Source organism: Hephaestia caeni, from assembly GCF_003550065.1.
GTDB classification, from domain to species: domain Bacteria; phylum Pseudomonadota; class Alphaproteobacteria; order Sphingomonadales; family Sphingomonadaceae; genus Sphingomonas; species Sphingomonas caeni_A.
In genome coordinates this window covers 245,373-265,001 of sequence record NZ_QXDC01000005.1, presented here as the reverse complement: position 1 = coordinate 265,001, position 19,629 = coordinate 245,373, and the positions used below count along the sequence as shown (strand labels likewise).

General features: G+C 65.4%; 24 protein-coding genes. 11 read left to right on the top strand and 13 right to left on the bottom strand.

Going from position 1 to position 19,629, the window contains the following annotated elements:
- Nucleotides 1-402: an acyl-CoA thioesterase gene (locus DFR49_RS20395; RefSeq protein WP_119037500.1), complete on the top strand. Its 402-nt coding sequence runs from the start codon at nucleotides 1-3 to the stop codon at nucleotides 400-402.
- Between the two features lie 5 nt (nucleotides 403-407).
- Here the strand turns inward: DFR49_RS20395 and DFR49_RS20390 are convergent, their stop codons facing one another.
- The 4 genes from DFR49_RS20390 to DFR49_RS20375 are packed head-to-tail and all read right to left on the bottom strand — an operon-like array spanning nucleotide 408 to nucleotide 3,221.
- On the bottom strand, nucleotides 408-1,298 hold the full coding sequence (locus DFR49_RS20390; protein WP_119037546.1) for an alpha/beta fold hydrolase: 891 nt from the start codon (nucleotides 1,296-1,298) through the stop codon (nucleotides 408-410).
- Nucleotides 1,299-1,309: 11 nt separating this feature from the next.
- Complete coding sequence (locus tag DFR49_RS20385; protein WP_119037499.1) at nucleotides 1,310-2,212, bottom strand: pirin family protein; 903 nt, start codon at nucleotides 2,210-2,212, stop codon at nucleotides 1,310-1,312.
- Between the two features lie 14 nt (nucleotides 2,213-2,226).
- Nucleotides 2,227-2,934 (bottom strand): glutathione S-transferase, encoded by a 708-nt coding sequence (locus DFR49_RS20380; protein ID WP_119037498.1) that lies wholly within the window; start codon nucleotides 2,932-2,934, stop codon nucleotides 2,227-2,229.
- Nucleotides 2,934-3,221 (bottom strand): BolA family protein, encoded by a 288-nt coding sequence (locus DFR49_RS20375; protein ID WP_119037497.1) that lies wholly within the window; start codon nucleotides 3,219-3,221, stop codon nucleotides 2,934-2,936. Before DFR49_RS20375 ends, DFR49_RS20380 begins: the two co-directional genes overlap by 1 nt.
- Nucleotides 3,222-3,262: 41 nt before the next feature.
- On the opposite strand from DFR49_RS20375, the gene DFR49_RS20370 reads away from it, so the two are divergent.
- Entirely contained in the window at nucleotides 3,263-3,859 is a 597-nt protein-coding gene (locus tag DFR49_RS20370) for a J domain-containing protein (protein ID WP_119037496.1), read from the top strand.
- Between the two features lie 42 nt (nucleotides 3,860-3,901).
- On the top strand, nucleotides 3,902-4,531 hold the full coding sequence (locus tag DFR49_RS20365; RefSeq protein WP_147373735.1) for a hypothetical protein: 630 nt from the start codon (nucleotides 3,902-3,904) through the stop codon (nucleotides 4,529-4,531).
- 6 nt (nucleotides 4,532-4,537) lie between these two features.
- On the opposite strand, the gene DFR49_RS20360 is transcribed toward DFR49_RS20365, so the two are convergent.
- The 9 genes from DFR49_RS20360 to DFR49_RS20320 form a co-directional block, all read right to left on the bottom strand.
- Nucleotides 4,538-5,272: a DUF899 family protein gene (locus tag DFR49_RS20360; RefSeq protein WP_119037494.1), complete on the bottom strand. Its 735-nt coding sequence runs from the start codon at nucleotides 5,270-5,272 to the stop codon at nucleotides 4,538-4,540.
- Nucleotides 5,273-5,274: 2 nt separating this feature from the next.
- The gene (locus DFR49_RS20355) at nucleotides 5,275-5,736 is read right to left on the bottom strand and encodes an SRPBCC family protein (protein ID WP_119037493.1); all 462 of its coding nucleotides are present in this window, start codon (nucleotides 5,734-5,736) and stop codon (nucleotides 5,275-5,277) included.
- Nucleotides 5,737-5,758: 22 nt separating this feature from the next.
- A complete protein-coding gene (locus DFR49_RS20350; RefSeq protein ID WP_119037492.1) occupies nucleotides 5,759-6,409 on the bottom strand; it encodes a glutathione S-transferase family protein in 651 nt (216 codons plus the stop codon).
- Nucleotides 6,410-6,413: 4 nt separating this feature from the next.
- A complete protein-coding gene (locus DFR49_RS20345; RefSeq protein ID WP_119037491.1) occupies nucleotides 6,414-6,899 on the bottom strand; it encodes a VOC family protein in 486 nt (161 codons plus the stop codon).
- Nucleotides 6,900-6,910: 11 nt separating this feature from the next.
- A complete protein-coding gene (locus tag DFR49_RS20340) occupies nucleotides 6,911-7,690 on the bottom strand; it encodes a VOC family protein (protein WP_119037490.1) in 780 nt (259 codons plus the stop codon).
- Between the two features lie 13 nt (nucleotides 7,691-7,703).
- The gene (locus DFR49_RS22605; protein ID WP_119037545.1) at nucleotides 7,704-8,423 is read right to left on the bottom strand and encodes a DUF1428 domain-containing protein; all 720 of its coding nucleotides are present in this window, start codon (nucleotides 8,421-8,423) and stop codon (nucleotides 7,704-7,706) included.
- A 121-nt stretch (nucleotides 8,424-8,544) separates the two neighbouring features.
- Nucleotides 8,545-9,231: a glutathione S-transferase family protein gene (locus DFR49_RS20330; protein ID WP_119037489.1), complete on the bottom strand. Its 687-nt coding sequence runs from the start codon at nucleotides 9,229-9,231 to the stop codon at nucleotides 8,545-8,547.
- Complete coding sequence (locus tag DFR49_RS20325; protein WP_119037488.1) at nucleotides 9,228-9,656, bottom strand: VOC family protein; 429 nt, start codon at nucleotides 9,654-9,656, stop codon at nucleotides 9,228-9,230. The genes DFR49_RS20330 and DFR49_RS20325 overlap by 4 nt, the downstream gene beginning before the upstream one ends.
- Nucleotides 9,657-9,682: 26 nt before the next feature.
- Nucleotides 9,683-10,417, bottom strand: coding sequence for a DUF899 family protein (locus DFR49_RS20320; RefSeq protein WP_245968674.1), 735 nt, complete (start codon nucleotides 10,415-10,417; stop codon nucleotides 9,683-9,685).
- Between the two features lie 160 nt (nucleotides 10,418-10,577).
- On the opposite strand from DFR49_RS20320, the gene DFR49_RS20315 reads away from it, so the two are divergent.
- From DFR49_RS20315 to DFR49_RS20280, 8 genes are all read left to right on the top strand, one after another.
- On the top strand, nucleotides 10,578-11,192 hold the full coding sequence (locus DFR49_RS20315) for a winged helix-turn-helix transcriptional regulator (protein ID WP_245968673.1): 615 nt from the start codon (nucleotides 10,578-10,580) through the stop codon (nucleotides 11,190-11,192).
- Nucleotides 11,193-11,402: 210 nt separating this feature from the next.
- Entirely contained in the window at nucleotides 11,403-12,407 is a 1,005-nt protein-coding gene (gene cobS, locus DFR49_RS20310) for a cobaltochelatase subunit CobS (protein WP_119037486.1), read from the top strand.
- A complete protein-coding gene (gene cobT / locus DFR49_RS20305; RefSeq protein WP_119037485.1) occupies nucleotides 12,408-14,234 on the top strand; it encodes a cobaltochelatase subunit CobT in 1,827 nt (608 codons plus the stop codon).
- Between the two features lie 11 nt (nucleotides 14,235-14,245).
- Nucleotides 14,246-14,515, top strand: coding sequence for a ribbon-helix-helix domain-containing protein (locus DFR49_RS20300; RefSeq protein WP_245968672.1), 270 nt, complete (start codon nucleotides 14,246-14,248; stop codon nucleotides 14,513-14,515).
- A 68-nt stretch (nucleotides 14,516-14,583) separates the two neighbouring features.
- Nucleotides 14,584-17,052, top strand: coding sequence for a TonB-dependent receptor (locus DFR49_RS20295; RefSeq protein WP_119037483.1), 2,469 nt, complete (start codon nucleotides 14,584-14,586; stop codon nucleotides 17,050-17,052).
- The gene (locus DFR49_RS20290; RefSeq protein ID WP_211325954.1) at nucleotides 17,052-17,798 is read left to right on the top strand and encodes a tetratricopeptide repeat protein; all 747 of its coding nucleotides are present in this window, start codon (nucleotides 17,052-17,054) and stop codon (nucleotides 17,796-17,798) included. The genes DFR49_RS20295 and DFR49_RS20290 overlap by 1 nt, the downstream gene beginning before the upstream one ends.
- On the top strand, nucleotides 17,792-18,475 hold the full coding sequence (locus tag DFR49_RS20285; protein WP_119037481.1) for a Fe2+-dependent dioxygenase: 684 nt from the start codon (nucleotides 17,792-17,794) through the stop codon (nucleotides 18,473-18,475). Before DFR49_RS20290 ends, DFR49_RS20285 begins: the two co-directional genes overlap by 7 nt.
- 8 nt (nucleotides 18,476-18,483) lie before the next feature.
- Nucleotides 18,484-19,587 carry a PepSY-associated TM helix domain-containing protein gene (locus DFR49_RS20280; protein WP_119037480.1) on the top strand — a complete coding sequence of 368 codons (1,104 nt, stop codon included), beginning with the start codon at nucleotides 18,484-18,486 and terminating at the stop codon, nucleotides 19,585-19,587.
- Nucleotides 19,588-19,629 lie beyond the last annotated feature (42 nt).

The following is a 19,629-nucleotide window of genomic DNA, read 5'->3' as shown; positions in this document are numbered from 1 at the left end:
ATGGAACAGGCGCCCGCATTTTATTACCGGATCGGCATCGACCCCGCGGACATCGATTTCATGGGGCACGTCAATAATGCCAGTTATCTGAAGTGGGTGCAGGAAGCGGTGATCAGCCATTGGCGCAAGATCGCGCCGGCGGATGCGATCGCCGGGCATCTATGGGTCGCGCTCAAGCACGAGATCACCTATCGCAAGCCGACCTTCCTCGATGACGACGTGATCGCGACCGTGCTGCTCCAGAAGGTGCAGGGCGCGCGCGCTTTCTACGAAACGATCATTCGGCGCGGCGAGGAGGTGCTCGCCGAGGTGAAATCGAGCTGGTGCTGCATCGACGCCGACACGCACCGGCCCGCGCGCGTTGCGAGGGATGTGATCGAGCGCTTCTTTATGCCGCGCTGATCCCGTTATTCTCGCTCGGCCAGCCAGTCGCGCATCGCGGCGTTGACGGCCTCGGGCGCTTCCCACGGCACGAAATGGCCGGCATCGATCTCGACCACGTCGAGGGTCGGCACCAGCGTGCCGAGTCCGTCGAGCTGGCACGGCAGCAATGCCTTGTCGCGCATCCCCCAGATCACCAGCGTCGGCTGAGTGATCGGCGGGAAGGGTGCGTCGAGGAAGGCGGGGCGGCCCGCCGTGGCGCCCGTTTCGGGTACATCGATTGCGCTGGCGCGATACCAGTTGAGCATTGCCGTCATCGCGCCGGGCTGGCCCCACTGATCGAGATAGACGGGCTTTTCGGCCGCCATTTTCGCGGCATCGGTATGCGGCGCGAAGCTGGTATCGAAGAACGCCGATAGCCCGATCCGATCGATATGCCGTTCGAGATCGGGATTGCGGAAGGCGCGGATATACTGGCTCGCCGCGCGCTGGGCGGGATCGTCGAACAGCGTTTTCTGGAAGAGAAACGGGTGCGGCGCGTTGGCGATGATCAGTCGCGCGATGCGATCCGGATGCTGGAGCGCCGCCATCCAGGCGACCGCGCCGCCCCAATCGTGGCCGGCCAGCGCGAAGCGATCGATTCCGAAATGGTCGGCGAGCGCGAGCACGTCCGCGACGATCCTGTCAGGGGTATAGTTCTCGACACCCTCGGGCTTGGACGAGCGGGCATAGCCGCGCTGATCGGGCGCGATGACGAAATGGTCGGCGGCCAGCGCGGGGATCTGGTGCCGCCAGGTGCGATGCGATTCGGGAAAGCCGTGGAGCAGGATGATCGGCGGCGCGGCGGGATCGCCCGCGGTCCAGACGTCGAGATCGACGCCGGTGGAAAGCGCGATGCGGTGTGGGTCGCAGGTCATCCAAATCTCCGTCACGGATAACTCACCGTCATCGGCACGTCGGGAATGGGAATCCATTCCTTGTCGTCGCCGGGGACTTTCGCGAATTCTCCTGCCTTCCAGGCGCGCTTGGCCTCGTTGATCCGCTCGCGCGACGACGAGACGAAGTTCCACCAGACATGGCGCGGCGTGGCGAAGGCCTCGCCACCACACAGCATGACGCGCGCGCCCCGATCCGACCGCAGCGTCGCCGCGACACCGGGGCGCAGCACATAGAGCGTCATCGGATCGAGCGGCAGCCCGTCGAGCGACGCTTCGCCCTCGGTGACATAGACCGCGCGCTCATCGGCCTCGGCATCGATGGGGATCGCCCCGCCACTGCCAAGGACGATATCGGCATAGATCGTACCCGCATAAGTGGTGGTCGGCGCTTGCCGTCCCCACAGGCTGCCCATAATCACCCGTGCCTTGGCGCCGTTGTCCTCGATTGCCGGCAGATCGGCCTTGGCGACATGCTCGAAGGCGGGGGCCATTTCCTCGCGGCCGTCGGGAAGTGCGATCCACGTCTGGATGCCCGATAATTCGGGGCCGACCGCGCGTTCGGCGCTGGGCGAGCGTTCGGAATGGACGATACCCGAACCCGCTGTCATCAGATTGACCGCGCCCGGTTCGATCGTCGCGAGGGTACCGAGCGAATCGCGGTGATCGATCGCGCCCGCGAACAGATAGGTGACCGTGGCGAGGTTGATGTGGGGGTGCGGCCGCACGTCCATTCCCTGGCCGACTGACAGGTGCGCCGGCCCCATCTGATCGAAGAACAGGAACGGTCCCACCATCGTGCGCACCTTGTTGGGCAGGGTGCGATGGACCTTGAACCCGCCCAGATCATGCGTGACGGGTTCGATCGTCTGGAGCACGAGATCATCGTTGGTCATGGGCGTTTCCCTCGTCAGGCGGCGTCGAGTTCGGGATAGTGACGGAAGAGACCGTCCTGGTTGAACGCAATCCGGCGATCGCTGGCAAGATAGGCCTTGATACGAGGTAGTTCCGCGACCTGATCGTGGATTCGGACCAGCCCGGGCAGATCGGGTTCGAGCGTCGCCATTCTTTTGGGGAACATGTAGCGTAGCCCCTCGATCAACTGGAACAGCGACGTATCGATATAGGTCCAGCGGTCGTCGATCACCCAAGCGCCGTCAGTGGCCGTCGTTGCGGCCTCGAAATGCCGTAGGAACGTGGGCATCCGCTGTTCGCGGAACTGTTTCGCCGTCCGCGCAGCCTCGTCTTTCTGCTCATGGTAATAGGCACCGGCGGCAACGGGGTGATGCACGTTGTGCACCTCGGCGACCATATCCGCGACGGTGAGTTGCAGTTGATTGAGCCATAATCGGTCGGCCATCGGCGCGGGCGCGAGATCATGGCGCTCGCCCAGATACATCAGGATGTTGGCGACCTGCGCGATCGCGAAACCATCGAGTTCGAGGAATGGTGGGGCAAAGGGCTGACGGCTGTAGATCCTGCTCATCCGTTCAAGAAGCGCGTCTTGACCGCGATCGCGCGCGCAATCGCGATAGGCGATGTCGCCGGCTTCCATCGCCAGGCGGATGAACTCGCCGCGTCCCTGAACCGATGGCCAATACCATAATTTGTAGATCATCAGGCGTCTCCCGGCGCGTGCGCCCGGATCGCGAGCGCGTGGATGCGCTCGTCCATCAGCGCGCCCAGCGCCTTGTTCACCATCCGCTGCCGCGCCACGCGCGCCTGCCCCTCGAAAACGGGTGATTCGACGATCACGGTGAAATGCGATTCGCCCGAGCCGTCGTCGCCGGCATGGCCGCGATGCCCCGCGCTGTCGTTGATCACCTCGAGCCTGGTCGGGGTGAGCGCCCGCGTGAGGCGGGCCGTGATCTCGGCGGCGACGGGGCCGGTGGCAGGTGCTATCATCGCCCCTATATAGGCCGCTTTGTCCGAAGCGGGGAGCAGGGTTGCGACGTCCAGGCAAAGACAGGCCCAACACGCGGTTTCACGGTCGTTTCGAGGATAACGGGCGTGCGTGCGAGGCGCCGGGATGCAGCGCGCCCGGCGAATTCCGTGCGCCCGGCGCCGAATCGGGGCCAGCCGATCAACCGCGCCGCTATCGCTGGTTCTGTCTCGATCATGTTCGCGAATTCAATGCGCGCTATAATTTCTTCAGCGGCATGACGCCCGACGAGATCAACGCCGCGCAGCACCCGCTTTCGGGATGGGAGCGCGAGACGCGCGCCTTCGCGAGCGCGGGCGGCGATGTGCCGCCGCGCTGGGCGGATTTTACCGATCCGCTCGATGCGATCGGCGGGCGTTTCCGGCGGCGCGACGCGCGCGAGCGCAGCGACGGGCCGCCGCTATCCGATGGCGACCGCAAAGCGATGCGGGTGATGGGGCTGGAAGCGAATGCCGATAGAACTGCCCTTCGCAAGCGTTATGCCGAATTGCTCCAGCGCTACCACCCCGACCGCAACGGTGGCGATCGCACGCACGAACACGCGTTGCGCGAGGTGATCGAGGCATATCAGCGGTTGAGAAAGGCGGCGGCCTTCGCCTGATCGCTTCGGGCGAGGGATCGTGCGCCGCGCCTCGACGTTTCATTGCGCATGAAGAATATCCTTATCCTCGGCGTGCTGGCGTTTGCGGCGGGTTGCGGTGAACGTGCCGCCTCTGACGTCGCGGCGCCGGACGAGACGCCTTCAACAGCGCGGGAAGCGGTGTCGTCGAACGAACCCGCGGCCGACCCTGCTCCTTCTGCAACGCCGACCGGTGATGCCGCCCGCGCCTCGCGTTACACCAGCCTTTCCGACTGTGAATTGATTCGGGAACGACCCCAAGAAGCGGGGTTTGCCGAATCACGCTGCCCGGGGGTCGGTGGATACGGGCTGCGGCTGATCGATGCCGATGCGCGGCAGAATTTGCTGGTCGAGCGGCCCGGTGGCGGCAGCGCCAGCTTGCGGCTTTCCGAAGTGGGCGGGGGTGGGTTCAGCGCGCTCGGAAAGACGGTCGAATGGCGTGGCAAGGCGGGCGCGAGCGTTGCGCCGGACGCGATGATCGTCCGTTACAATGTGGTCGAGAATCCGACCAGCCCGGGTAGCGAGACGTCGTACCTGATGGTCGCTTCGCTGGATGGCGACAGGCCGTGCATCACCGACAAGATCGTGCCGGGCGCGGATCAGAACGATCGTGCCCGTGCCGCCGCCGATGCGGATCACGCCTGCCTGCCCTGACGCCCGTCAATCGTACCAGACCTTGGGAAACCAATCCGTGCCGCGCCCCTCGGGCGTCATATCGAGCAGGTTCCACAGCGGGTCGACCATGTCGACGGCGCGGTGGTTCTGGCCGGGCTCTTCTGCGACGTAGACCAGTTCGGTGCCCCAGGAATGGCGCACCGTGCCGTCGCGTTTGGTGAAGACGTTGAACACCGGCTGATCCCAGTTTTCGCCGGGCTGGTAGCCGCGTTCGGTGCGCATCGCGTCGCTGACGCCGGTGGTGTTGCCGAAATAGTCGCTCGTATAGCTGTTGCCCTCGGCCGAGAGGAACCGGAAGAAGCGCCAGCCGCGTACCCGGCCCCAGGCCTCCAGCCGCACCAACGGGGAGCGCGCGACGATGTAGAGCGGCAACACCTGATTGGCGTGGCGCGCGGTGCCGTCGAGCGCGTCGAGTATGTGTGTGCAGCCGTTGCACGGCAGGTCACGTTCCGGGCCGTACATGAAGCTGTAGAGGATGATCGTGGGATGATCCTCGAACAGTTCAGAGAGCTTCACCTGTTCGGGGCGCCCGTGGGCGTCGGTGCGCTCGAACACATAGTCCTGCGGCGGGGCGCCGCCGGGCGGGAGCGCGCGCCGCAACGCGGCGACGTGCTCGATCCGGCGGCGCAGGTCGATCTCGGCATCGAGCAGCTCGTTGCGGGCCTCGCGATAGCCGGCGCTCTCGTTGGGATAGGCGAGGTGGACTGGATCGCTGGCCATGATCAGGTCTCCGCGGTCGTTTGTTCGCAGAGCGCCTGGAGCTGGTCGGCGCAGGTGCCCCAGCCTTCGGCGAAGCCCATATCCTCGTGGCGCTTTCGGGCGTCTTCGGTCCAGTGGCGGGCGCGGGCGGTGTAGCGGGTGCCGTTGCCCTCGGGCGCGATTTCCCAGATGCCGACCATGAACGGATCCGCGGGTTCGAAATCGCCCTGGATGGCATCGGTCGAGACGAACCGCCGCCCGTCGTCGAAGGCGAGATAGGTGCCGTTGTGCGTGTGCACTTCGCCCTCGGGGCCGTGCATCCTGACCTCGTTGCGGCCGCCGGGACGGCGTTCGTTGACGTCGAATTCGGCGCGCCACGGCTTGGGGCACCACCATTCCTCCTGGCGGTTGACCATCACGTCCCACACCGTCTCTGGCGGGGCGTCGATGTAGCGGGTGATCGTCAGTTCATTGGTGTCGGCCATTTCGGAATCCTCTCGTTCGATATCAGTCCCGATCGGGGGTGCCGGGCGGGAACCAGGGACGGTACGGCCGCGCGTCGTCGACGCAGCGGGCGACCGGGGGAAGCGCCAGCAATTCGGCGCGCAGGGCGGCGAGGCGCGGGCAATCGGCGGGAATGCGCTCGACCCAGTCGGCGTAGAATAGCGACGGCGCGGCCGCGCAAGTGACGAGCGACACGTGCGGCGGCAGCGCGTTCTCGCCGAGCCAGCCTTCGAGCCAGCGATAGACGCGCAGCAGCCCCTCCTTCCCGGCAGCGACCTCGGCCGGATCGGGGTTGTCCCCGTTTGCGATGTACGCGTTCACGACGCGCTGCATGTTCGCCATCACGTAATTGTCGAACACGCGGTCGAGCATCCGCGTCGTGATGGCCCCGGCCGGATCGGGCGGGATCAGCGGGGCGGGGCCGGGGTGTCGAACCGCGAAATATTCGATGATCGCGGTCGCCTCGATCACGACCGTTCCGTCGTCGTCGAGCACGGGGAACTTGCCCGCCGGATGCGCCGTCGCGACGAAGGCCGCGTGATCGGGATGGTCCGGGCCGACCTCTCTGAACTCGAACGGCGTCGCGTTCGCGTAGAGCGGGATCAGCGCCTTCCAGGTATAGGAGGAAAAGGGATGGCCGTAGAGCGCGAGCATCGGTTCAGCCGGCCTGTGCGGCTTCGATCGTCGCGATGTCGATCTTCTTCATCGTCATCATCGCGTCCATCGCGCGCTTGGCGGCGGTACGATCGGGATCGGTCGTCGCCGCGAGCAGCGCGCGCGGTGTGATCTGCCACGAAAAGCCCCAGCGATCCTTGCACCAGCCGCACATGCTTTCCTGGCCGCCGTTGCCGACGATTGCGTTCCAATAGCGATCGGTCTGTTCCTGATCGTCGGTCAGGATCATGAAGCTCACCGCCTCGTTGGGCTTGAAATGCGGGCCGCCGTTCAAGCCGACGAACGATTGGCCGAGCAAGGTGAACTCCACCGTCAGTTCCTCGCCTGCCTTGGTCGATGGATTGTCGTTCGGCGACGCGTTGCCCGTGCCGACATGGCTGTCAGGGAAGGTCGCGGCATAGAATTCGGCGGCCTTGCGCGCCTCGCCATTGTCGAACCAGAGGCAGGTCGTCATCGCGCTCTTGCTCATCGTCTCTCTCCTCACTTGCCGGGCGCGACCGCGCCGAAGCGCACGCCGTGGGTGTCGCCCGCGACGATGATGCGGTCGCCGCCGGGTACCTCCATCGGGCCGGCATGGACGGTGCCGCCGTCCTTTCCGACCTTTCCGGCGGCGACATCGATATCGGGGGTGCGGAAGTAGAATTGCCAGCCCGTAGGCTGGTCGGGCTGCGCGGCGGTCATCGTCGCGCCGATCGACTGGTCGGCGGCCTGCACGAAGACGTAATCGCCCATCTCGCCCATCGGCATCTTGTCGGGGTAGGTCCAGCCGAACACCGCTGCGTAGAAGGCGTGCGCGCCTTCTTGATCGGTCGTCGTCAGCTCGTTCCAGTTGCACTTGCCCATGCCGTCGCGGCTGAAGGCGGTGCTGCTCTCGTCGCTCGCGCCGCGCATCACGTAGAAGGGATTGCCCTGCGGATCGCGGACGAGCGCCATCCGGCCGACGCCCTCGATCATCCACGGCGGCATGATCACGCCGCCGCCCTCGGCCGTCACCTTCGCGGCCGTCGCATCGACATCGTCGACGCCGATATAGAAGAACCAGCCGGGCTTCGCGCCGCCCTTGGTCATGTCGTCGGTCAGCCGCATCACGCCGCCGACCATGCCGCCGTCGGCGGTGTTGATCATGCGATAGTCCATGCCGGGCATCGCGGGCTCGGCGTCGATCGTCCAGCCGATCACGTCGTCGTAGAACGCCTTGGACGCGGTGGGATCGGCGGTCATCAGTTCGTACCAGATCGGGGTGCCATGAGGATTGGGCATCGATCGTCTCCTGTCAGGCGTCGGTGTCGAGGATCGGCACGAAACCGCCGAAGATCATGCGTTTGCCGTCGAAGGGCATCGGCGTATTGCGCATCGCGGGGTCTTCCATGATCCTGGCCATGCCGGCGTCGCGGGTCTGCTTGTCGGGCCATTCGATCCACGAGAAGACGACGGTCTCGTCCTCCTTGGCCTCGACCGCGCGTTTGAAGTCGGTGACCTTGCCGTCGGGTACGGCGGTGCCCCAATTCTCGACCAGCCGCGTTGCCCCGGCCTGCTTGAAGAGGTCCGCCGCCATGCGGGCATGGCCGAGATACTCATCCTTCGCCGTCGTCGGCACCGGCGCGACCATGCCGTCGACATAGCCAAAAGCGCCGCCGTCGCCCGTGTCCATGACGGCATCGAAGCCGGCATAGATCATTCGTTGCATATCGAATGGGATCGGCGTCCCGTCGGGCTTCATGCGCTCGTCCGCCATCATCTTTTCCGACGCCGCATCACAGGTCGCCTTGTCGGGCCAGATCACCCACGAATAGACGATCTGTTCGTCGGGATTGGCCTGGACGGCGCGTTTCATGTCGGTCTGCTTGCCGTCGGGAATATCGTCACCCCAGGTCTCGACGATACGCTGGGCGCCATATTCGGCAAAGATCGGCGCCGCCTTGGCGGCCATGTCGCGATAGGCCTCCCGGTTGTCCTGGTGGGCGGGGATCACGAAGCCTTGAACGTAGGTCATCATTTCTCTCCTCTGAAGGATCAGGCGAAGGGTGCCCCTTGGCTCAGCACGATCGCGGCGATGGTGACCGCAAACCCGGTGAACGCAAGCGAGATGCTGCTGGATGTGGCGAGAATGCGCCTCACGGAGCGGGCGCCTTGCCGGGCATGGTCCAGCCTTCCGGCGCCGTGCCGGTGAAGTTCGCCAGTTGCGCCTGAAGCGCGCGCTGGAAGGCGGGTCGCGCCTCGCCGCGATCGACATAAGCGCCGAGGTTAGCGAACTCGTCGACGATCCCCGAACGCCGCAGCGGCCGCAGCACCGAGACCATCATCAGATCGCCGACGCTGAAGTCGCCATCGAGCCAGTCGGCATCGCTCAGTCGCTGCGAAAGCTCCCCAAGCCGGCCGCGGACGCGATCGTCGACCATTGGCAGTCGGGCGTCGGCCCAGCTTTCGTTGCACTCGATGACGGCGGCATAGAAGCGCTCGGTAATCGGCGTCTCGACCGAGTTGAGCGCGGCAAACAGCCATTCGATCGCGCGTGCCCGCGCCTTCGGTTCTTCGGGGAGCAGTCCGGGATGGCGTTCGGCGACGTGGAGCACGATCGCACCTGATTCGAACAGAACGAGCCCGTCCTCCTCATAGGTCGGCACCTGGCCGAACGGCTGGCGCGCGCGGTGCGTTCCTTCCTTGTGGGTGCCGAAGCGAAGCAGGCGCACGTCATAAGGCTGGCCGACCTCTTCGAGCGCCCAGCGCACGCGCAGGTCGCGGACCAGCCCCTTGGCGCCGTCGGGCACCCAATCGAGCGCGGTAACGACAGGCGCGCTCATGCCGCCGCCTCCGGCTGCATCGCGGCGGTGGCGGCTGCCATGTCCATGTGCATCACCTCGAAGGTATGGCCGTCGAGATCGTCGAAGGCGCGACTGTACATGAAGCCCATGTCCTGCTTGTCGCGCGCCTCGCGCCCGCCGGCGGCGAGCGCCGCTTCGGTGATCGCATCGACCTCGGCCCGGCTGTCGCGCGACAGGCAGATCAGCGCAGCGCTCACGGCGTGCGTGTCGGCGATCTTCTTGGTGGTGAAGGTCGAATAGAAACCGTGATCGAGCAGCATCACGTGGATCGTGTCCGACCACACCATGCACGAGGCATGGTCGTCGGAGAATTGCGGGTTCTTCTCGAAACCGATCGCCTCGTAGAAGACGGTGGCCTTCGCGACATTGGTGACGGGCAGGTTGACGAAGATCATCTTGGGCATCGCTGTTCTCCTTGGGGGAAAGACGGTCAGCGCGCGTCGGCGCCGTAATCGAGGCTCGGATACCAATCGGTGCCGCGCCCCTCGGGGGTCATGTCGAGGATGTTCCAGAGCGGCGTGGGATCGGGGGCGAGGTGCGGATCGAAGCCGGGGTCGGCGGTTTCGGGGCCGCCTTCCGCGGCCCAGAACAGTCGCACCTTGGTATCTTCGCGCCGCCACATGAGGACGGCTGCGCCTTCGTTGCCGTCCACCAGAATGTTGTAATCCCGGGCGAAATCGTCGCCGACCGTCTGGTAGAAATCGAGGTGCGTCCAGCCGCGCTCGCGGGCGAAGGCGAGTTGTCGCGCGACCGGCGAGCGCCCCACGATCGCGAGTGCGAGCCGCTGCTCGATATCGGGCGCAGGCGCGTCGAGCGAGCCGACGAACGACGTGCACATCGGGCAGGGTCGTTCGCGCTCGGGGCCGTACATCCAGAAATAGGTGAGCAGCGTGTCGTGGCGGCCGAACAGGTCATTGAGGCCCAGGTCGCGCCCCTCGGCGTCGAGGAAACGATAGTCTTTCGCCTCGGGCCCCGGTGGCAACGCACGGCGGTGCTCGGCGACGCGCTGGATCTGGCGGCGCAGTTCTATCTCCTCGGCAAGCAGATCGGTGCGCGCGCGGCGATAGTCGACGCTCTCGCCCGGCCAGCGCGTAGGATGCGCCTCGGCCATGATGCGCGCCGATTTCAGGTGTTCGGGCGGCGGCAGAGTGGCAGTGTCGGCCATGTCCTTACTCCTTGCGTTTGCGCGCTGTCGGCGAATCGCTATTTGACGGTGATGCACGCGTGAGTTATAAAAAGCAACTATGAAGTCACAAAAAATAACTGAGTCGCACCTGAGCAAGCCGAAACGGTGGTATCAAGACGCGTGCGGCACCGCGCTCGCGATGGATTTGCTGGGTGAGCGCTGGTCGATGCTGATAATGCGCGAACTGCTGCTCGGGCCGCGTCGCTTCGGCGAGATTCGCGGGAGTCTGGTCGGTTTGAGCGCCAATGTGTTGACGCAGCGGCTCGAGGGGCTCGAACAGGCGGGTATCGTGCGCAAACGCGTGCTGCCGTCGCCCGCCAATGCGCAGGTCTACGAACTCACCCGCTGGGGCAAAGCGGCCGAGGACGCGATCTTCGCGCTCAGCCGGTGGGCAGCGGGATCGCCCGCGCATGATGTGACGTTACCGCTTAGCAACGCCGCCTTCATGCTGTCGCTCCGAACGATGATGGATCGGGAGAAGGCGCGCGCGCTATCGATCGATCTCGGCTTTCGCGTCGGCGGCGATCCGTTCCGCGCACAGATCGTCGATGGCAGGCTCGAAATCGAGCGCGTCGATCCCGAAAGTGCCGGCCTCGTCTTCGATGGCGATCCTTCGCTGCTCGCCTCGGTCTTCTACGGATCGCAGTCTTTGGAGGAATCGGAAGCCGCCGGCCTCGTGCGGGTCACCGGGGATCGCGCGGTGGCGCAGCGTTTCGTCGATTGTTTTCGGCTGCCGGTCTTCGTCAACGATTGAAGACGCGCGCGCGCCGCTTTACATCGGCGCGGACGGAGATCGTCGCGCCCCGGCGCGTTGGACGATCTTCCGGCTGTCGGCATGTGCCGATGGCTTGACGAACTTTCTTTCCGTTCGCACTGAGCCCGTCGAAGTGCCGTTCTTCATGCTCGCGGAAAGTGACCAGAACGGGCTTCGACAAGCCCCGCCCGAACGGTATGAAGGCCCGCGATGACAGATATTCCCAACACCCAGCCCGACAGCCGCGAAACCACGGTGCTCGATGCGCCCGACAAGACGATCAAGGTGCGCGACCTGTTCGGGATCGACAGCGACATGGAATGTCCCGCCTTCAGCGAGGCGGACGAGCGCGTGCCCGATCTCGATCCCGCCTATGTCTTCGATCCCGATACCACGCTCGCGATTCTCGCGGGCTTCGCGCACAACCGCCGGGTGATGGTGCAGGGTTATCACGGCACCGGCAAATCGACGCACATCGAGCAGGTGGCGGCGCGCCTCAACTGGCCGTGCATCCGAATCAATCTCGACGCGCATATCAGCCGCATCGATCTGGTCGGGCGCGATGCGATCGTGCTCAAGGACGGCCAGCAGGTCACCGAATTCCGCGAGGGTTTGCTACCGTGGGCGCTCCAGACCCCGACCGCGCTCGTGTTCGACGAATATGATGCCGGCCGCCCCGACGTGATGTTCGTGATCCAGCGCGTGCTGGAGACCGAGGGCAAATTGACGCTGCTCGACCAGAACCGCGTGATCCGGCCGAATCCGTGGTTCCGGCTGTTCTCGACCGCCAATACGGTGGGGCTGGGCGATACCAGCGGGCTCTATCACGGCACCCAGCAGATCAATCAGGGCCAGATGGATCGCTGGAACATCGTCGTCACCTTGAATTACCTGCCTGCCGCGGTCGAGGCGCAGATCGTGCTCGCCAAGTCCGGCGAATACGACCAGCCCGAGGGCAAGGAGACGGTCGAGAAGATGGTCCGCGTCGCCGATCTGACGCGGAAAGGCTTCATCAATGGCGACATCTCGACGGTGATGAGCCCGCGCACGGTGATCACCTGGGCGCAGAACGCGCTGATCTTCGGCGATATCGGTTTCGCATTCCGGCTCTCGTTCCTCAACAAGTGCGACGAGGCCGAGCGCGCGCTGGTCGCCGAATATTATCAGCGCGTGTTCGGCAAGGATCTGCCCGAAAGCGTCGTCGGCAAGGCGTAAATGGCCGCCGAAACGCCCCTCGACCGGTTCAAGGCGGTGCTTGGCGGCGCGGCGCGGGCGCTGTCCGACGAGCCCGAGCTGGAGCTTGCCTTCACCGCCGACGCGCCGTCGCAGCACGGGCGGCACGTCAAGGTGCCGATGCCCGCGCGCCAGTTGCCGCCCGATCAGGTCGCCGAGGCGCGCGGCTTTGCCGATCAGTTCGCGCTGAGGATGCGGCTCCACGACAGCGCGATGCACCTGCGCGGCGCGCCGACCGAGGCGGTCGCGCGTGCGGTGTACGATGCGGTCGAGAATGCGCGCGTCGAAGCGCTGGGCTCGCGCGGGTATCAGGGCATCGCCGACAATCTGGAAACCGCGCTTGCGCTTCGGCTGCGGTCGGACCCGATCACGCGCGCGCGGACCCGCGACGAAGTACCGCTGTCGACCGCGCTCGGGCTGATGGTGCGCGAGCGGCTGACCGGCCAGGCGCCGCCCGCCACGGTCGCGCCCGGCATGGCGCTGGTCCAGGATTGGCTCGAGGAGAAGGTCGGCGCCGATCTCGATGCGCTGGGGCTCGCGATCGACGACCAGATCGCGTTCGCCGATCTCTCGAAAAAGCTGCTGCGCGATCTCGACCTTACCGACGGCGAGATGCTGCCGGATGACGACGACGACGGCGGCAGCGACGACGAAGGCGACGAGGACGAAGGCGCTGACGACGGCGACGAGGGTGAGGACGCTGGCGAGCAGGGTGAGGGCGACATCGACGCCCGTGGTGAGCAGCAGGAATCGGACGATCAGGACGGGGAAAGCGAATTCGACGAGGAATCGCTCGACGATGCGGAAGGCGAACCCGGCGACGAGGGCGATGAAGGGATGCTTCCCGTCCGCCCCAACCGGCCGTTCTCCGATCTCGCGCCGAGCTTCGATTACAAGGTGTGGACGACGCAGTTCGATGAAGTGGTCGCAGCGGGCGAATTGTGCGATGCCGAGGAACTGCAGCGGCTGCGTGCCTATCTCGATCAGCAACTCGTCCATCTGCAATCGGCAGTGTCGAAACTTGCCAACCGGCTCCAGCGCCGGTTGATGGCGCAGCAATCGCGCTCGTGGGATTTCGATCAGGAAGAAGGGCTGCTCGATGCCGCGCGGCTGGCGCGCGTCGTCGTCAACCCGACGCAGTCGCTCAGTTACAAGATCGAGCGCGATACCGAATTCCGCGATACCGTGGTGACGCTGCTGATCGACAATTCGGGCTCGATGCGTGGGCGGCCGATCGGGATCGCGGCGATCTCGGCGGATATTCTGGCACGCACGCTCGAACGCTGCGGGGTCAAGACCGAGATTTTGGGCTTCACGACGCGGGCATGGAAAGGCGGTCAAAGCCGTGAGGCGTGGCTCGCTGCGGGCCGGCCGCCGCATCCCGGCCGCCTCAACGACATCCGCCACATCGTCTACAAGCAGGCCGACGAACCGTGGCGGCGCGCGCGGACCAGCCTGGGGCTGATGATGCGCGAGGGGCTGCTCAAGGAGAATATCGACGGCGAGGCGCTGCTGTGGGCGCACAGCCGCCTGCTCGCGCGGCCCGAAGAGCGCAAGATCCTGATGGTGATCTCGGACGGCGCGCCGGTCGACGATTCGACGCTGTCGGTCAATTCGGGAAGCTATCTCGAACGCCACTTGCGGCAGGTGATCGGCTGGATCGAGGCGCGCTCACCGGTCGAGTTGACCGCGATCGGGATCGGCCACGACGTGACTCGATATTATGCGCGCGCAGTGACGATCATGGATGCCGAACAACTCGGCGGGACGATCATCGAGCAGCTCGCGGCGTTGTTCGACAAGGAATGACGGGAAGAAGATTGACGGGGCGGGCGATCGACGCGCCCTCCGGCGGCTTTCACGGGCCGGTCAAGCGATCGGTGACGATCGCGGGGCATCAGACCTCGATCAGCCTCGAGCCGCTTTTCTGGGAAGCGCTCGAACAGGCGGCTGAGTCGCGGGCGTTGCCGCTCAACGCACTGATCGCCGAAATCGATGCGCGACGAATCGTCGCCGACGTGCCACCCAACCTCGCGAGCGCGCTGCGGACCTGGCTATTCTCGATCATAACTGAGAATTGTTCGCAATAGCGTTGACAGTGCGACCTACTCGCAATAGCAGGCCCCTCGATTACAGTTATCGATTAAGGGGACACAAAGTGACGCCGTCCGTAGCCACTCGCGCTCGCTCTACCGCCGCACCGACTTTTCTTGCCTTGAGCTGCGTCGGCGCCTTTGCGTGTGGCTCGGCTCATGCCGCTGACCGCGCGGCGGATGCGCATGCCGATCCCGATCCGCAGGTCCGTGCCGATGGCCAGACGCGCGAGGACATTCTGGTCAACGGCGAGCGCCAGCGCGGCGCGAAGGACGTCGCGTCACCGGTGAACACGCCGCGGTCGGTGGTGGTATTGCCGGAAAAGATCATCGAGCAGACCGGCTCGGCCACGCTTCAGGATGCCTTGCGCACCGTGCCGGGGATCACGTTCGGAGCGGCCGAGGGGGGCAATCCCATCGGTGACCGACCCTTCATCCGGGGTTTCGACAGCCAGGGATCGACTTTCGTTGATAGTGTGCGCGATTTTTCCGCGCAAACCCGCGAGGTCTTTGCGGTCGATCAGATCCAGATCGTTCGCGGTTCGGATTCGACGCTCGGCGGACGCGGTTCGGCCGGCGGCACCATCAACATCATCTCCAAGCTGCCGATCAACGACAATTTCGCGCGCGCCGCGCTCAGCTATGGTAGCGACGATTACAAGCGCGTCACGGTGGATGTGAACGGAAAGCTGTCCGATACGGTCGCCGCGCGCATCCAGGGGATGTGGCACGATCAGGACGTGGCCGGGCGCGATGCGCTCTATCAGCGCCGCTGGGGCGTCGCACCGTCGGTGACCGTCGGCATCGGCACGCCCACCAAGTTGACGGCGAGCTATTATTATCTCGAGACCCACGAACTGCCCGATACGGGCATCCCCTATCTCTATAATCTCGCCAACGCGCCGCTTGGTGAGACTTTCGTCGAACCGGCGATCGGCGATGTCACCACGATTGCGGGCGCGACCGGCCATGTCGATCGCAGCGTCTTTTACGGCCTCAAATCGCGCGACTTCCGCGACACCACGACGCACCAGGCGACGTTGCGTGCCGAGCATGATTTCGGCGGGATCACGCTGCGCAATACCTCGCGCTACACGCACAATACCCAAGCCTATATCTACACCCAGCCCGACGATCAGCAGGGCAATGTCTTTGGTACCAACCCGGCCACTCCCGCAACCGCGGGCGGCATGGTGTGGCGCCGCGCGAACACGCGCCACGGCTATGCCGATGCGCTGGTCAACCAGACCGATCTGTTCGGCACCGTCGATACCGGCGGGGTGAAGCACAGCTTCGCCGTCGGCGCCGAGGTGTCATGGGAGAAGGCGCGTCGCGGAGCCTATGTGCTGGCCACCGGTTCGACCAATTCGCCGCGCTGCACCGACGCCGCGTTCGATCGCTTCAACTGCACCAGCCTGTTCAATCCGAATCCCAACGATCCGTGGATCAATTATGCGGGAGATACCTCGACGGTGACGGCTCCGATCGAGAAGGGCGCGACCAGTACCGAGATCCAGAACGAGGCCAGCACCAAGGCGGTTTACGCGTTCGACTCGATCACGCTGGCCGACGCGCTGATTCTCAACCTTGGCGTGCGCTACGATCACTTCAAAACCACGCAGAAAGGCGCGGGCGCGGTAGTGGTCCCGATCAAGCGCTCGGACGATTTGTTCAACTGGCAGGCCGGCCTTGTCTTCAAGCCGACCGCGAACGCCAGCCTCTATGCGAGCTACGCCACCTCCGCGACCCCGCCCAACAGCCTGCTGGGCGAAGGATCGGAAAGCAACGGCTTGAGTCCGGGGCGCGGCGAAACGCTGCTCAGCCCCGACGCGATCAAGGTCACCAAGACCAAGAGCTATGAGGTGGGGGCGAAGGCCGATCTGTTCGGTGGGCGTCTCGCGCTCAACCTCGCCGCCTTCCAGACCGAGACCGACAATGCGAGGACGACCGGGCCTGACGGCTTTGTCGAATATATCGGCGAGACCCGCATCCGCGGCGTCGAACTCACCGCCAATGGCACGATCCTGCCGGGCTGGACGGTATTCGGGGGCTATACCTATCTCGATCCGAAGATCACCAACGGTGGTTTCACCAAGCTCACCGCGGCGGCGGTCGGCGGGCAGGCCGCGCAAACCGTGCTCGTACCCTCGACCAGCACCGGTCGTCAGGTGTCGAACGTCGCCAAGCATTCGGCGACGTTGTGGACCAATGTCGAATTCGGTCGGTTCAGCATCGGCGGCGGCGCCTTCTACACCAGCCGCGTGTTCGGCGGCTATCAGGACGATCGATCGGCGCGCCAGGATGGCGCCGGCAATGTGACAGTGGTTCCCGCGACGAAAACGATCCTGCGTTCGATCCCTGGTTACGTCCGGTTCGACGCCCGTGCCGGTGTCAAGATCACCGATGCGGTCGATCTCAGCGTCAACGTGCAGAACCTGACCAACAAGACGTATTTCAATCAGGCGTACACCGCGCATTATGCCAGCATCGCGCCGGGCAGATCGGCATTCGCCACGCTCAATCTGCGGTATTGATGATGGCATCTGCGGTGCTCGATGCGTTGACCGCCGATGAGATCGCCGAACGGCTCTCGGGTTCACCCGAGGGCCGCGCGGCGTTCGTGCGTGGGGCGGCTGAGGCGGGGGTTGCCGAAGCACAGGCGGTCTACGGCCAGATGCTGCTCGACGGCGCCGGCGTGGCGGTCGATCAGCGTGCGGCGCTCGATTGGTTCAGCAAGGCCGCCGCGCAGCATCATGTGATGGCGATCAACATGGTCGGGCGCTGCTACGATCTCGGCTGGGGCACCCCGGTGATGAAGGACCGCGCAGCCGCCTGCTTTCGTATCGCCGCGGAGATGGGCCTCGATTGGGGCATGTACAATTATGCGACCTTGCTCGCGCTCGGCGAGGGTGTCGATGAAGACAAGGCGGCGGCGTTCGACTGGCTCGAAAAGGCCGCCGCGATGGGCAATGCCAAGGCGATCAACTTCGTCGGCAGCTTCCACGAAGACGGCTGGGTGGTGGCGCCCGATATCGATAAGGCGGCCGAATGTTACGCGCAGGCGGCCGAAGGCGGCGACTTTCGAGGTTGCTTCAACCATGCACGGATGCTCGGGCTCGCGGGCAAGGTCGATGAAGCGCTGGTGTGGCTCGCACGCGCGGGCGAGACCGCGACTGCCTCGTTTCTCGACAAGGCCGAGGCGTGGCTGCGCCGCTCCGACATCCCCGGATTTGCCGAACACGGGCCGCTGATGCTGCGGCAGGGGAAGGCCGCATGTTGATCGCCATTCCAGATGTTCTGACGGCCGGGCAGGTGCAGGAAACGCGCGCGCTGATCGATGGCGCCGAATGGATCGACGGCAACGCCACGTCGGGCACGCAATCGGCGCTCGCGAAGCGCAACCGGCAATTGCCCGAAGAATCGGATGCGGCGAAACGCGCGGGCTCGGTGATCCTCGATGCGCTGGCCGCGACGCCGTTGTTCGTCGCCGCCGCACTGCCGCTCAAGGTCTTTCCGCCGCTGTTCAATCGCTATGAGGGCGGCGAAGCGTTCGGCGCGCATGTCGACAGCGCGGTGCGGATCAGGCGCGGCAGCGATTTCCGTATCCGCAGCGATCTTTCCGCGACGCTCTTTCTGGAGGAGCCCGACGCCTATGATGGCGGCGAGCTGGTGATCGACGACCAGTTCGGCGAACAGCGCGTCAAGCTGCCCGCGGGGCATATGGTGCTCTATCCCGCGTCGAGCCTCCACCATGTCGAGCCGGTGACGCGCGGTTGTCGCACCGCGGCGTTCTTCTGGATTCAATCGATGGTGCGCGACGATGGCGCGCGCCGCACGCTGTTCGAACTCGATTCAGGCGTGCAGGCCGCCGCTGCCGCGATGGGGCAGGACGATCCGGCCGTGATCCGGCTGACCGGCGTCTATCACAATCTTCTCCGCCGCTGGGCGGAATGCTGAGGGGACCGATGAGCAAGCAAGCGTGGCGCCGCACCTGGTTTCAGGTCCACAAATGGATCGGCCTGATCCTCGCGATCCTGATCATCCCGATTTGCCTCACCGGCTCGGCGCTGGTGTGGAAGGGCGCGACCGACCGGATCGCCAACCCAGCGCGCTACGCGACCAGCGGCGCGACGATGCTGCCTGCCGAGCGATATGCCGAGGCGGCGCAAGCTGTGCTGGCGCCGGGCGAGCGGATCAACAGCCTCACCATGCCCGAGGGCAACGGCCCGGTCGTGGTCGCGGCGACGCAGGCGGGCAAGGGCCCACCGCGCGGCCGCCCGGTGCGGATGATGGTCTATCTCGACCCGCCGACCGCGAAAGTGCTCGATCAGGCGGCGTCGAACGAAGGCGTGTTGCGCGTGTTCCACGTCCTGCACGGCAGCCTGATGGTGCCGGGTGTCGGCCGCAAGATCGTCGGCTGGCTGGGCGTGGCGATGATGGTTTCGGCCTTCACCGGCATCTGGCTGTGGTGGCCGATGGTCGGGCGCTGGAGCAAAGGCTTGCGCTGGCGCCGCCATGCCAATCTCGACACCAACCTGCACCACATGGCGGGCTTCTGGATTTCGTTGCCCTTGTTCGTGCTGTCGCTGACCGGGGCGTGGATTTCGTTCCCAGCCTTTTTCGGGGCACTGACGGGTGCCGAACCACGCAGCGGCCCACCGCCGCGTCGTGCGCCGCCTCCGCAACCGACCGACCCGCAGCGCAGTCTCGATCAGGCGATCGCGATCGCTGGTGCGCGCGTGCCGGGCGATGTGCGGGAAGTGCGCTGGCCCGCCGGCGACGACGCACGCTGGACGGTGACGATCGGGACGAAGGAAGTCGCCGTCGACGATGCGAGCGGCGAGGTGGCGACAATATCCACACCGCGACCGCGCGGCGGATCGGGTGTCGCCGGGTGGATGCGACGCATCCATGACGGCAACGGTACCGGGCCGGTGTGGCAGACGATCATCTTCCTCGGCGGCTTGCTACCGGCGGGGCTCGCGATCACGGGCGTGATCATGTGGTGGCGCGCCCGCACATGGCGCGGTCGGCTCGCCGCCAGGAAAAAGGGGGCGGCGACGGCCTGATCGTCGACGCCAGTTCGGTTCAGCCAGAACCGGAACAGCTCA

Excerpts from the sequence above, each read along its gene's own strand:
- DFR49_RS20390 (WP_119037546.1), bottom strand. The coding sequence starts at position 1,298 with ATGACCTGCGACCCACACCGCATCGCGCTTTCCACCGGCGTCGATCTC.
- DFR49_RS22605 (WP_119037545.1), bottom strand. The coding sequence starts at position 8,423 with ATGACCTACGTTCAAGGCTTCGTGATCCCCGCCCACCAGGACAACCGG.
- DFR49_RS20385 (WP_119037499.1), bottom strand. The coding sequence starts at position 2,212 with ATGACCAACGATGATCTCGTGCTCCAGACGATCGAACCCGTCACGCAT.
- DFR49_RS20330 (WP_119037489.1), bottom strand. The coding sequence starts at position 9,231 with ATGAGCGCGCCTGTCGTTACCGCGCTCGATTGGGTGCCCGACGGCGCC.
- DFR49_RS20340 (WP_119037490.1), bottom strand. The coding sequence starts at position 7,690 with ATGCCCAATCCTCATGGCACCCCGATCTGGTACGAACTGATGACCGCC.
- DFR49_RS20395 (WP_119037500.1), top strand. The coding sequence starts at position 1 with ATGGAACAGGCGCCCGCATTTTATTACCGGATCGGCATCGACCCCGCG.
- DFR49_RS20345 (WP_119037491.1), bottom strand. The coding sequence starts at position 6,899 with ATGAGCAAGAGCGCGATGACGACCTGCCTCTGGTTCGACAATGGCGAG.
- DFR49_RS20320 (WP_245968674.1), bottom strand. The coding sequence starts at position 10,417 with ATGGCCGACACTGCCACTCTGCCGCCGCCCGAACACCTGAAATCGGCG.
- DFR49_RS20290 (WP_211325954.1), top strand. The coding sequence starts at position 17,052 with ATGATGGCATCTGCGGTGCTCGATGCGTTGACCGCCGATGAGATCGCC.
- DFR49_RS20350 (WP_119037492.1), bottom strand. The coding sequence starts at position 6,409 with ATGCTCGCGCTCTACGGCCATCCCTTTTCCTCCTATACCTGGAAGGCG.
- DFR49_RS20285 (WP_119037481.1), top strand. The coding sequence starts at position 17,792 with ATGTTGATCGCCATTCCAGATGTTCTGACGGCCGGGCAGGTGCAGGAA.
- DFR49_RS20360 (WP_119037494.1), bottom strand. The coding sequence starts at position 5,272 with ATGGCCAGCGATCCAGTCCACCTCGCCTATCCCAACGAGAGCGCCGGC.
- cobT (WP_119037485.1), top strand. The coding sequence starts at position 12,408 with ATGGCCGCCGAAACGCCCCTCGACCGGTTCAAGGCGGTGCTTGGCGGC.
- DFR49_RS20355 (WP_119037493.1), bottom strand. The coding sequence starts at position 5,736 with ATGGCCGACACCAATGAACTGACGATCACCCGCTACATCGACGCCCCG.
- DFR49_RS20280 (WP_119037480.1), top strand. The coding sequence starts at position 18,484 with ATGAGCAAGCAAGCGTGGCGCCGCACCTGGTTTCAGGTCCACAAATGG.
- DFR49_RS20325 (WP_119037488.1), bottom strand. The coding sequence starts at position 9,656 with ATGCCCAAGATGATCTTCGTCAACCTGCCCGTCACCAATGTCGCGAAG.
- DFR49_RS20315 (WP_245968673.1), top strand. The coding sequence starts at position 10,578 with ATGGATTTGCTGGGTGAGCGCTGGTCGATGCTGATAATGCGCGAACTG.
- DFR49_RS20375 (WP_119037497.1), bottom strand. The coding sequence starts at position 3,221 with ATGATAGCACCTGCCACCGGCCCCGTCGCCGCCGAGATCACGGCCCGC.
- DFR49_RS20380 (WP_119037498.1), bottom strand. The coding sequence starts at position 2,934 with ATGATCTACAAATTATGGTATTGGCCATCGGTTCAGGGACGCGGCGAG.
- cobS (WP_119037486.1), top strand. The coding sequence starts at position 11,403 with ATGACAGATATTCCCAACACCCAGCCCGACAGCCGCGAAACCACGGTG.